Raw genomic sequence first — 10,940 nt, forward strand, 5'->3', positions numbered from 1 at the left:
CCCTTCGGCGGCGGGCCCGGGGCCCGTCTTGCCGACCGGGTCGCGGCCCCGGGATGGATCGGCGGGACGGGCCCTATCCGCCCACCCTGGCCAGGGCGTCCACCACGCGGGCGTCGTAGACCCGGCCGCGGCCCAGCCGCAGCGCCTCCAGCGCCTCCAGCCGCCCGACCGCCTCGCCGACTCCCCGGCCGCGGGCCGCCGTGAGCAGGTCGTCGTGGGCGTTGGCGACCCGGATGATCCGGGACGCGAGCGGCACCGGTCCCTCGCCGGGGACGGTCGCGGTGACGGGGTCGGCCAGCCGGGCGACCTGCTCGGCCACCTGCCGGGGCACCCCGGTGCGGCTGATCACCTCGCTGCCGAGGCGGGCGATCCGCTGCTGCTCGGCGCAGGGCAGCAGGGCGGTGGCGCCGTCCGGCACCGGTTCGACCAGGGACAGCTGGCCGACATCGTGCATCAGCGCGGCGTACTCCAGCAGGGCGAGCTCGCGGGTGCCCAGACCCAGCTCGCGGCCCAGCGCGCACGCCGTGTCCGCGACCCGGCGCGCGTGCCCGTGCGGGGTGTAGCCGGCCAGCTCGGTGGCCCTGGCGAGGCTGGCGATGGTCTGCCCGGTGGTGGCCCGCACGGCGGCGGCGCGCCGGAAGGACACCTGGGCGAGCAGCAGCGGGGTGCAGAACAGCGGCAGCGCCCACAGCCCGACCTCGCCGGCCGCGAGGCTGACCAGCATCCCGGTGGCGACGATCGCCGAGCCGATGCCGAACAGCGAGCGCAGCTCGTCCTCCAGCGCCGCCGGGAACCGCAGCCCGCCGCCGGAGCGGCGCAGCAGTGCCGCCAGGGTCGCGTCGCAGAGCGCGGCCAGCGCGGCGACGGCGGTCAGGAACACCCCGTACGCCGGGCCATCGGGGGAGAAGCGGTCGACCGTGCCGCCGTTGTAGAGCGGCTGGAAGACGGCGGCCGCGAAGCCGACGGCGAGCACCCGGCGGGCGGCGCCGTCGCGGCGGGCCGGGTCGGCCCAGGACGGACGGCGGTGCGGGTGCCCGGGGCCGTCCGGCGGGACGGGGCGCGGCAGGACGAGACCGGCCAGTCGGCCCAGCAGCAGGCCGGCTCCGGTCACCGCGACCACCTGGAGCGTCCCGTGCGCGGTCGGCACTCCACGCAGCGGCCCGAGCAGGGCGTACGCCAGCGCGCCGGCCGCACCGATCGGCGCCTGCTCCCGATCCCCCGGAAGGGTGATCCGGACGCACTCGCCGAGCGCGATCAGCACGGTGAACGCCAGCGCGACCCTGGGCCCCGCGACCCCGCGCACCGCGACCGCGCCCAGCGCGAGCGCCAGCAGCACGGCGGCCGCCGCGTGCACCGCGCGCGCGGTGCGCCCGCAGGGCGTGCAGCCGAGGACCACGCGCCGCAGCGCCCGGGCCCCGGACACCGCACGAGCGGCAGCAAAACCAGCGGCAGCCGTACGGCCGGAAGCGGTACGCCCGGAAGCGGCACGGCCGGACATCGCGCGCCCGAGGACCGTACGCCCCCGGACCTCGCGCCCGAGGGCCCTCACGACTGCCCGGCTGCGGGGACGGTCCCGCCCTGGGGCGACACCCGGCCCGGTGCCGCCCGGACCGGCTCGGGCACCCCGAGCGGGATGTCCGGCACCGCCTGGATGCAGTCCTCGGAGTGCACCACCGGCTGCCAGTCGTGCCCGGCCAGCGCGTCGATCAGCGCCCGCACCATCACCGGGTCGAACTGGCTGCCCGAGCAGCGCTCCAGCTCCGCGACCGCCTCGCCGACCGGGCGGCCGCGCCGGTAGGAGCGGGTGGAGGTCATCGAGTCGAAGGCGTCGGCGACCGAGATGATCCGGGCGAACTCGGGGATCTGCTCGCCCGCCAGCCCGCTCGGGTAGCCCCGGCCGTCCATCCGCTCGTGGTGGTGCAGGATTCCGGCGTGCGCCTCGCCGAGGAAGTCGATCCCGCGCACCAGCTCGTACCCGTACACCGGGTGGATCTCCACCGCCCGGCGCTCCGCCTCGGTCAGGGGACCGTTTCTGCGCAGCAGCTCGGTGGCCACCCCGAGCTTGCCGACGTCGTGCAGGATGCCGGCGAAGCGCAGGGTGCGCAGCCGCTCGGCCTCCATGCCGAGCTGAGCGGCGATCAGCACCGAGGCGTGGCCCACCCGTTCGCTGTGGCCCCGGGTGTAGGAGTCCTTGATCTCCACGGCCTGCACCAGTGACTGCACGGTGGCCTGGTGGGCGTCCCGCTCGCGCTGGCCCTGGGCGAACACCCAGGCCGAGATGGACAGCGGCAGCAGCGCCAGCAGCGCCGCGAACGCGCCGTACGGGCCCTGCCAGAGCACCGCGACCATCAGCCCGCCGGCCGCGTGCACCAGCACCGGCAGCCCGCACACCGACTGCGCCCCGCGCAGCAGCACCCCGGCCCGGCGGCCCTCGCTGAGCATCAGCATGACACCCACCACCACCCCGTTGACCAGGCAGAACACCGCGACGGCGGCGAATCCCGGCAGCAGCGCGGCCGGGAAGCGGGAGCCGAGCAGCAGCTGCGGACCGTGCAGCTGGTAGAAGGCGGCCGAGGAGGCGAAGGCGCACAGCGCGAGCTGGGAGCCGTTGAACAGCTGGCGCGGGCGGCAGCCGCGCCCGCTCGGTCCGCCGAGCAGCGCGGCCGGGGCGGCGACCAGGGCCGAGGCGGCCGGCGGGAGCATCAGCACCCCGGCGAACAGCACCGGGAAGAAGGCGTTCACCCCGGGCCGGGCGGGCGCCCGCTCGGGCAGCGCCGGCCGGCGCAGCAACCGGCGCACCAGCACCAGGCAGGGCGTGGGCAGGCCCTGGGCCAGGGACTCCCAGCAGCCGTGCAGGAAGGCCAGCAGTCCGACCTTGGGCCAGTCCACCGGTGCGCCGAGCCAGCCCGGCACCCCGGGGGTGGCCGCGGCGGGCAGCAGTGGCACCAGGCAGCACAGCGCCGCCACCGGGACGGCCACCAGGTAGCGCGCCGCTCCTCGCGGCAGGGTCGATCCTCCACAGTCGGTAGCGATCGCGACCTCCCCGCCGTACGGACCCCGTGTTGCCTCAACGCGTCGGGCGGACCGACGGTGAGTGTCCGTCAGGAGAATAGGCCGCCGCCCGGGCATGGGGACGCATGGTGCCGCAATGGCGCAGTTGGCGCACCGCCAACTCACTCGAACGAGTGACGGCGCATGCGAGCAGGACGGGAGCGGCCCCGGGGGCGCATGCTCCCGGGGCCGCTGTACTCCTTGTCCGAACCGTCCGGCCCGCCCTCACCGGCGGACCGACGGACTACCGCACCCGGCGCTCGACCACCCGGCCGGCCACCGTACGGACGTTCGCCCGACGGGCCGTCACTCCGCCTGGGCGCCGGCCTCGACCGGCGCGCCGGAGCGCTCGGCCGACTCCGCCTCGGCCGCTGCGCCCGGCCTGGGCGCCGGCCGGGCCGACTCGGCGTGCACCTCGACGGTGGTCTCCACCGCGACCACCACCTGCTCGCCCGAGCGCTGCCCGGCCCGGATCGAGTCGATCCTGGCCAGCACCTTGCCGCGCAGGTCGGTCGGGGTGTCGTCGCACCCGCAGGAACGCTTGATCAGCGCCTTGATCGCCTGCTCCAGCCCGTACTGCTTCAGGCAGGGCGAGCACTCCTCGAAGTGCACGCGCAACTTCGCGCAGTCGCCCTCGGGCATCTCGTTGTCGAGGAATTCATAGAGGTGGTCGAGGACCTCGCCACACTCGGTTTCGTGCGGATCGCCGCAGCTCATGAGCCCGAGCCCTTCGCTTCCTGCCCTGCCCCGCTGCCGGCCGGGACCAGCCCGCGCTCACGGGCGTAATCCTCCAGCATGCCGCGCAGCTGACGGCGGCCGCGGTGCAGCCGGGACATCACCGTACCGATGGGAGTACCCATGATGTCCGCGATCTCCTTGTACGCAAAGCCTTCTACGTCCGCGAGATAGACGGCGATCCGGAATTCCTCCGGGATGGCCTGGAGCGCGTCCTTCACATCGCTGTCGGGGAGGTGGTCGAGCGCCTGGGTCTCGGCCGAGCGCAGACCGGTCGACATGTGCGACTCGGCCCGGGCCAGCTGCCAGTCCTCGATCTCCTCCGCCGCGGTGCGCTGGGGCTCCCGCTGCTTCTTGCGGTACGAGTTGATGAACGTGTTGGTGAGGATGCGGTACAGCCAGGCCTTGAGGTTGGTGCCCTCGCGGAACTGGTGGAAGGACGCGTACGCCTTGGCGAACGCCTCCTGGAGCAGGTCCTCCGCGTCGGCCGGGTTGCGCGTCATGCGCAGCGCCGCCGAGTACATCGGATCCAGGTAGCCCAAGGCGTCGCGCTCGAAGCGCTCCCGCCGGGCCTCCTCGCTCTCCTCCGCCGACACCCGGTAGGTGTCCTCACCGATCGCCTCGGCCAGCTCCTCACCGGTGAGCGCCTCGCCCGCAGGCAGGGCGTCGCCCGGGCCACGGCCCGGATCGGCCTCGTGCTCGGTCCCGACGACCGGACCCACCTCCTCGGCATGACGGACACGGCCCACGGCGGGCCGTCCAGAAATGGAGGATATCGGGCTGACGGGCTTCTCGCCCGCGTCGAGCCACTCCGACCAGGAGGGGGCGAACGCCGCGGTGGCCTCGCGCTCCTCAGGCCGTTCGGGGCACGCGATCGAACCCATCTGCCCTGCCTCTCACCGGTGACTCCTGCTGACGGTGACGACAACCACGGGAACCCCTCCCGCATTCCCACCCGCACCAGCCATTCACTCGCACGCGTAACCGAGTGGAAACGCCCTGCTCACCGGCGCCGGACGAGGGCCAGCACCCAGTCCCCCACCGCACCGCAGATCAGGTCCAGCACCTCGTCCTGCCCCACCGGCGCCCGCTTGGGCACCTCGAAGCCGTGGCTGCCGTACGGCACCCCCACCAGCTCGTGCCCCGCCGGCAGCTCCGGGAACTCCCCCGGCCCACCGAACGGGTCCGCCGCGCTCTGCACCACCAGCGTCGGCAGCCCGGAGTCCAGCAGTTCCTCGGCCCGGCTCTTCTCCGGCTTGCCCGGCGGGTGCAGCGGGAACGCCAGCGCCACCACCCCGACCGCCCCGGTCGCCGCGCCCGTCCGGCAGGCCACCCGCGCCCCGGCGCTGCGCCCGCCCACCACCAGCGGCAGCCCCTGCCCGGCCAGCCGCTCGGCCACCGGCCGCCAGCCGAGGTCCAGCGTCTTCGGCGCCGGGCCGAGCTTCCTGCCCGCCACCCGCCAGGGCTGCTCGACCAGCGCCACGGTGATCCCGCGCGCCGGCAGCCTCCCCGCCAGTGCCACCAGGTCCCGGGCCTCGATCCCGCCGCCCGCACCGTGGCCGAGCGCCAGTACGGCCTCGGGCTCCGCGGCCCGGTGGTAGCTGATCCGGGCCTCCCCGGCCTCGGTGGGGACCAGTTCGGTGGTGCTCATCTCGACGTCTCCAGGAACGTTCGGCACGGGTCAGAACAGGGTGGTCTCGTACTCGACCTCGGCCCACGGCTCCTTGAGCTCCGGGCCGTTGTTGCGGATGCTGCCGACCGCCGGCGACACCGGGGCGGCCAGCAGCGCGCCCGGCGGCGGGGGTGTCAGCAGCCTGCGCAGCCCGTCCGGGTCGGTCAGCCGCGGGTCCAGCCACTCGTCCCAGTCCTGCGGGTCCAGGAACAGCGGCATCCGCTCGTGGATCGGCGCCAGCGCCTCCTCGGCGTCCGTGGTGACGACGGTGAACGTCACCAGCCAGGCCTCCGGGTGCCCGGGCGGCACCGCCCGGTTGCGCCAGAACTCGTACAGCCCGGCCAGCGCCAGCGGGCTGCCGTCCGCCCGGGAGACGAAGTACGGCTTCTTGCGCGCCTTGCCGCGCTCCCCCGGGACCGTCTGCCACTCGTAGTAGCCGTCCACCGGCAGGATGCACCGGCGTGCGGCGAAGGCCTGCCGGTACGAGGGCTTCTCGTGCACCGTGTCCGACCGGGCGTTGATCATCTTCACCGCCGTCTCGGCGGAGTCCGACCACTGCGGCACCAGCCCCCAGCGCAGCACCCGCAGCTGCCGCACCGGCCGCGGCCGGTCCCTGCCCAGCCGCTCCAGCACCACGAACGCGCTGTCGGTCGGCGCGACGTTCCAGTTCGGGTCCAGGGTCTCCTCGGGGTCCCAGTGCTCGACGTCGAACAGCTCGACGACGTCCTCGGGCTTGCTGCTGGCTGCGAACCGACCGCACATGCGGGCCAGCTTGCCATGCCGCCGGTCCTCAGGACTTGTTCGTCCCCGGCCCGGAACCGCCCGCTCCCGCCCGCCCGTCCCCGCATGGGAGGCTGCCCCGAACGGCCCAATGCGACGGCCCAGTGCGACGGCCCAGTGCGACGGACGGAGGCGGAGAGACACCGATGAACGCGAACGACCAGACCCTCGGCGACCTGTGGAACCAGGTGGCCGGCACCCAGACCGCCCCGCCCGGCTGGCTGGTCCTGGCCACCGGCGCCGCCGCCCTGCTCGCCGTCCTGGCCCGCCCGCTGTGGCACGTCGCCCGCAACGCCGTGACCATCGCCCACGAGGGCGGCCACGGCCTGATCGCCCTGGTCACCGGCCGCAAGCTGGCCGGCATCCGGCTGCACTCGGACACCTCCGGGCTCACCCTCTCCTACGGCCGCCCCACCGGCCCCGGCATGGTCCTCACCGCCGCCGCCGGCTACACCGCCCCCGCCCTGCTCGGCCTCGGCTGCGCCGCCCTGCTCGCCGCCGACCGGATCACCCTGCTGCTCTGGCTGGCGATCGTGCTGCTGCTCGCCCTGCTCCTGCGCATCCGCAACGCCTTCGGCTTCCTCAGCGTGCTGGTCGCCGGCGGCGCCTTCTTCCTGGTCTCCTGGTTCGGCAGCGCCGAGGTCCAGGCCGGCTTCGCCTACCTCGGCTGCTGGTTCCTGCTCTTCGGCGCCGTCCGCCCCGTCCTGGAGCTCCAGCACCAGCGCCGGATCGGCTGGGCCCGCGACTCCGACGCCGACCAGCTCGCCCGGCTCACCCACGTCCCCGCCCTCGCCTGGGTCACCGTCTTCCTGCTCGTCGCCCTCGCCTGCCTCGCCCTCGGCGCCGCATGGCTGCTCCAGCCCCTGCAGTAGCCCCCGGCCCCCGCCCGCCGTCCGGCCGCCGCCGAGGCCGTTCCGGTGCGGCCCCTAGACTTGCCCCATGACCGAGACCCTGTGGCCCGCCCCCGTCGCGACCAGCCCCGTCGACGCCACCGTCACCATCCCCGGCTCCAAGTCGGTCACCAACCGGGCCCTGGTGCTGGCGGCACTCGCCGACGGGCCGGGCTGGGTGCGCCGCCCGCTGCGCAGCCGCGACTCCCAGCTGATGGCCGACGGCCTGCGCGCCCTCGGGGTCACCATCGAGGAGAAGGTCAACAACGACTCCGGCGGCACCGGCGGCGGCGAGGCCTGGCGGGTCATCCCCGCCCCCGCGCTGCTCGGCCCCGCCTCGGTCGACGTCGGCAACGCCGGCACGGTGATGCGCTTCCTGCCCCCGCTCGCCGTCCTCGCCGACGGCCCGGTGCACTTCGACGGCGACCCGCGCTGCTACGAGCGCCCCCAGCACGGCGTGATCAACGCCCTGCGCGCGCTCGGCGCCCGGATCGAGGACGGCGGCCGCGGCGCCTTCCCGCTCACCGTGCACGGCACCGGCTCGCTGGACGGCGGCCCGGTCGAGCTGGACGCCTCCTCCTCGTCCCAGTTCGTCTCCGCGCTGCTGCTCTCGGGCGCCCGCTACAACCACGGCATCGAGGTCCGCCACGTCGGCGGCCCGGTTCCGTCACTGCCGCACATCCGGATGACGGTGGAGATGCTGCGGCTGGCCGGCGCCCAGGTCGACGCCCCCGAGGACGGCGGCGAGAAGGACGTCTGGCGGGTCACCCCCGGCGCCCTGCTCGGCCGCGACCTGGTGGTCGAGCCGGACCTCTCCAACGCCGCGCCGTTCTTCGCCGCCGCCCTGGTCACCGGCGGCCGGGTCACCGTGCGGGACTGGCCCAAGCACACCACCCAGCCCGGCGACCAGCTGCGCGAGATCTACACCCGGATGGGTGGCGCCTGCGAGTTCACCGACGAGGGCCTCCAGTTCACCGGCACCGGCCGGATCCACGGCATCGAGGCCGACCTGCACGACGTCGGCGAGCTCACCCCGGTGATCGCCGCGGTCGCCGCGCTCGCCGGCTCCGAGTCCCACCTGTACGGCATCGCCCACCTGCGCCTGCACGAGACCGACCGGCTCGCCGCGCTCGCCAAGGAGATCAACGACCTGGGCGGCGACGTCACCGAGACCGAGGACGGCCTGCGGATCCGCCCGCGCCCGCTGCACGGCGGCATCTTCCACACCTACGAGGACCACCGGCTCGCCACCGCCGCCGCCGTCCTCGGCCTCGCCGTGCCCGGCGTCGAGGTCGAGAACGTGGCCACCACCGCCAAGACCCTGCCCGACTTCCCCGGGATGTGGTCCGAGCTGCTCGGCGGAGCGGCGGCGGGCGTCTGAGCGGAGACTGAGCACATGCGCCGCTACGGCAAGGACGCCGACGAGGACGACATCCGCAACCGCCCCGCCCGCCGGGGCTCCCGGCCGCGGACCCGGATCCGACCCAAGCACGAGGACGCCGCCGAGGCGATGGTGCTGACCGTCGACCGCGGCCGGATCACCTGCCTGGTCGACCCGGGAACGAAGCAGGAGCGCGAGGTCGTCGCCATGAAGGCCCGCGAGCTGGGCCGCAAGGGCGTCGTCGTCGGCGACGTGGTCAACCTGGTCGGCGACCTCTCCGGGGACGCCGACACCCTCGCCCGGATCGTCCGGGTCGAGGAGCGCAGCTCGGTGCTGCGGCGCACCGCGGACGACGACGACCCGTACGAGCGGATCGTGGTCGCCAACGCCGAGCAGCTGGCCATCGTCACCGCCCTGGCCGACCCGGAGCCGCGTCCCCGGCTGATCGACCGCTGCCTGGTGGCGGCCTACGACGCGGGCATGGAGCCGCTGCTGGTGCTCACCAAGTCCGACCTCGCCCCGGCCTCGACGCTGCTGGACTCCTACGCGTCACTGGGCATCACGTACGTGGTCACCCGCCGCGACGAGCTGGAGACCACCGGCGCCGAGGCCGTGCGCGAGCACCTGCGCGGGCTCTCCACGGTGTTCATCGGCCACTCCGGCGTCGGCAAGACCACCCTGGTCAACGCGCTCGTCCCGGACCGCCAGCGGCAGACCGGGCACGTCAACGCGGTCACCGGCCGCGGCCGGCACACCACCGTCTCCGCCCTGGCCCTGCGGCTGCCCCCGCCGCCCGGCGCCAAGCCGGGCTCGAAGAAGGCGCTGAACTCCGGCTGGGTGATCGACACCCCCGGCTTCCGCTCCTTCGGCCTCTCGCACATCGACCCGTCCCGGGTCATCCACGCCTTCCCCGACCTGGAGCCCGGCACCGTCGACTGCCCGCGCGCGTGCAGCCACGACGAGCCGGACTGCGCGCTGGACGCGTGGGTCGCGGACGGCCACGCCGAGGCCGCCCGGCTCTACTCGCTGCGCCGTCTGCTGGCCAGCAAGGAGGGCGAGGTCGACTGAGCCCGGCCGCCCTTCGCCACTGCCTGAGGTTGGTGGCCCGTTCGAGGTGTCGGAGCGGGCTCACCTGGCGATCATAGGAAAGTCGGGCCATCGCGGTCCGACCGTCGATCGACAGGGAGGGCACGCGATGGCATGGGCCCTGGTGGTCCTGGCCGGCCTGCTGGAGACCGGCTTCGCGGTCAACCTCAAGCTCAGCGAGGGCTTCACCAAGCTCTGGCCCACCATCAGCTTCTGCGTGTTCGCCCTCGGCAGCTTCGGCCTGCTCACCCTCTCCCTGAAGACCCTGCCGGTCGGCCCCGCCTACGCGGTGTGGACGGGCATCGGCGCGGCCGGCACCGCGGTCTACGGCATGGCCTTCCTGGGCGAGAGCACCTCGGTGCTCAAGCTGGTCTCGATCTCGCTGGTGATCGCCGGCGTCGTCGGCCTCCAGCTCAGCACCGCGGCGCACTGAACGGCCGGGCGCCCGCACCCGTTCCGTCCCGCCCCGCGAGCCCGGCTGTGCCGATCGGGGGAGGCTCGCTAGGGTTTCCGGCATGGCCGACTACCACGACGACCTCCGACTCGCCCATGTCCTCGCCGACTCGGCCGACTCGGTCACACTGGAGCGCTTCCGCGCGCTCGACCTGAAGATCGAGACCAAGCCCGACCTCACCCCGGTGAGCGACGCCGACAAGGCCGCCGAGGAACTCGTGCGCAGCGTGCTCCAGCGCGCCCGCCCGCGCGACGCCGTCCTCGGCGAGGAGTTCGGCCTCCAGGGCTCGGGCCCGCGCCGCTGGGTGATCGACCCGATCGACGGCACCAAGAACTACATCCGCGGTGTCCCGGTCTGGGCCACCCTGATCGCCCTGCTGGAGGACGGCCCGGACGGCGTCGAGCGCCCGGTGGTCGGCATCGTCTCGGCCCCCGCGCTCCAGCGCCGCTGGTGGGCGGCCAAGGGCCTCGGCGCGTTCGGCGGCCGCAGCCTGGCCAAGGCCTCCCGGCTGCACGTCTCCGGCGTCTCCCGGATCGAGGACGCGTCCTTCTCGTACTCCTCGCTCACCGGCTGGGAGGAGCGCGGCCGCCTCGACCCGTTCCTGGACCTCACCCGCGCCTGCTGGCGCACCCGCGCCTACGGCGACTTCTGGTCCTACATGATGGTCGCCGAGGGCGCCGTCGACATCGCCGCCGAGCCCGAGCTGTCGCTGTGGGACATGGCGGCCAACTGCATCATCGTCGAGGAGGCCGGCGGCCGCTTCACCGGCCTGGACGGCATCCCCGGCCCCGGCGGCGCCGACGCGGTCGCCTCCAACGGGCTGCTGCACGAGGAAGCCCTGCGCCGGCTGAGCGTCTGACCGTGGTCGCGGCCCCTTGACCGGTGGGAGCC

Annotated in this window: 11 protein-coding genes; 5 read left to right on the top strand and 6 right to left on the bottom strand. The window is 74.5% G+C overall.

Annotation, left to right across the window (positions count from 1 at the left end):
• Positions 1-73: 73 nt before the first annotated feature.
• The 6 genes from ACFU7Y_RS30155 to ACFU7Y_RS30180 all read right to left on the bottom strand — a co-directional run bounded on the left by ACFU7Y_RS30155 (position 74) and on the right by ACFU7Y_RS30180 (position 6,220).
• Entirely contained in the window at positions 74-1,423 is a 1,350-nt protein-coding gene (locus tag ACFU7Y_RS30155; RefSeq protein WP_380770298.1) for an HD-GYP domain-containing protein, read from the bottom strand.
• A gap of 122 nt (positions 1,424-1,545) precedes the next feature.
• Positions 1,546-2,979 carry an HD-GYP domain-containing protein gene (locus ACFU7Y_RS30160; RefSeq protein WP_224285326.1) on the bottom strand — a complete coding sequence of 478 codons (1,434 nt, stop codon included), beginning with the start codon at positions 2,977-2,979 and terminating at the stop codon, positions 1,546-1,548.
• 378 nt (positions 2,980-3,357) lie between these two features.
• Entirely contained in the window at positions 3,358-3,768 is a 411-nt protein-coding gene (rsrA, locus tag ACFU7Y_RS30165; protein WP_380770299.1) for a mycothiol system anti-sigma-R factor, read from the bottom strand.
• Positions 3,765-4,415, bottom strand: coding sequence for a sigma-70 family RNA polymerase sigma factor (locus ACFU7Y_RS30170; protein WP_049655069.1), 651 nt, complete (start codon positions 4,413-4,415; stop codon positions 3,765-3,767). Before ACFU7Y_RS30170 ends, rsrA begins: the two co-directional genes overlap by 4 nt.
• Before the next feature lie 374 nt (positions 4,416-4,789).
• Positions 4,790-5,437, bottom strand: a complete 648-nt coding sequence (locus tag ACFU7Y_RS30175) for an alpha/beta family hydrolase (RefSeq protein WP_380770301.1) — start codon at positions 5,435-5,437, stop codon at positions 4,790-4,792.
• A gap of 30 nt (positions 5,438-5,467) precedes the next feature.
• On the bottom strand, positions 5,468-6,220 hold the full coding sequence (locus ACFU7Y_RS30180) for an SOS response-associated peptidase (RefSeq protein WP_224283151.1): 753 nt from the start codon (positions 6,218-6,220) through the stop codon (positions 5,468-5,470).
• A gap of 164 nt (positions 6,221-6,384) precedes the next feature.
• On the opposite strand from ACFU7Y_RS30180, the gene ACFU7Y_RS30185 reads away from it, so the two are divergent.
• The 5 genes from ACFU7Y_RS30185 to hisN all read left to right on the top strand — a co-directional run bounded on the left by ACFU7Y_RS30185 (position 6,385) and on the right by hisN (position 10,908).
• The gene (locus ACFU7Y_RS30185; protein WP_224283150.1) at positions 6,385-7,110 is read left to right on the top strand and encodes a M50 family metallopeptidase; all 726 of its coding nucleotides are present in this window, start codon (positions 6,385-6,387) and stop codon (positions 7,108-7,110) included.
• Between the two features lie 67 nt (positions 7,111-7,177).
• Positions 7,178-8,509, top strand: coding sequence for a 3-phosphoshikimate 1-carboxyvinyltransferase (gene aroA, locus ACFU7Y_RS30190; protein WP_380770303.1), 1,332 nt, complete (start codon positions 7,178-7,180; stop codon positions 8,507-8,509).
• 15 nt (positions 8,510-8,524) lie between these two features.
• A complete protein-coding gene (rsgA, locus tag ACFU7Y_RS30195) occupies positions 8,525-9,577 on the top strand; it encodes a ribosome small subunit-dependent GTPase A (RefSeq protein ID WP_224283148.1) in 1,053 nt (350 codons plus the stop codon).
• Between the two features lie 127 nt (positions 9,578-9,704).
• Positions 9,705-10,028: a multidrug efflux SMR transporter gene (locus ACFU7Y_RS30200; protein ID WP_224283147.1), complete on the top strand. Its 324-nt coding sequence runs from the start codon at positions 9,705-9,707 to the stop codon at positions 10,026-10,028.
• An 82-nt stretch (positions 10,029-10,110) separates the two neighbouring features.
• Entirely contained in the window at positions 10,111-10,908 is a 798-nt protein-coding gene (gene hisN / locus ACFU7Y_RS30205) for a histidinol-phosphatase (RefSeq protein WP_224283146.1), read from the top strand.
• Positions 10,909-10,940: the final 32 nt, after the last annotated feature.

The organism is Kitasatospora sp. NPDC057542, assembly GCF_042801945.1.
In the GTDB taxonomy this organism is placed as follows: domain Bacteria; phylum Actinomycetota; class Actinomycetes; order Streptomycetales; family Streptomycetaceae; genus Kitasatospora.

Bases quoted from the DNA above. Each gene is read 5' to 3' on its own strand.
- rsrA (WP_380770299.1), bottom strand. From the start codon at position 3,768: ATGAGCTGCGGCGATCCGCACGAAACCGAGTGTGGCGAGGTCCTCGAC.
- ACFU7Y_RS30175 (WP_380770301.1), bottom strand. From the start codon at position 5,437: ATGAGCACCACCGAACTGGTCCCCACCGAGGCCGGGGAGGCCCGGATC.
- ACFU7Y_RS30180 (WP_224283151.1), bottom strand. From the start codon at position 6,220: ATGTGCGGTCGGTTCGCAGCCAGCAGCAAGCCCGAGGACGTCGTCGAG.
- ACFU7Y_RS30185 (WP_224283150.1), top strand. From the start codon at position 6,385: ATGAACGCGAACGACCAGACCCTCGGCGACCTGTGGAACCAGGTGGCC.
- aroA (WP_380770303.1), top strand. From the start codon at position 7,178: ATGACCGAGACCCTGTGGCCCGCCCCCGTCGCGACCAGCCCCGTCGAC.
- rsgA (WP_224283148.1), top strand. From the start codon at position 8,525: ATGCGCCGCTACGGCAAGGACGCCGACGAGGACGACATCCGCAACCGC.
- ACFU7Y_RS30200 (WP_224283147.1), top strand. From the start codon at position 9,705: ATGGCATGGGCCCTGGTGGTCCTGGCCGGCCTGCTGGAGACCGGCTTC.
- hisN (WP_224283146.1), top strand. From the start codon at position 10,111: ATGGCCGACTACCACGACGACCTCCGACTCGCCCATGTCCTCGCCGAC.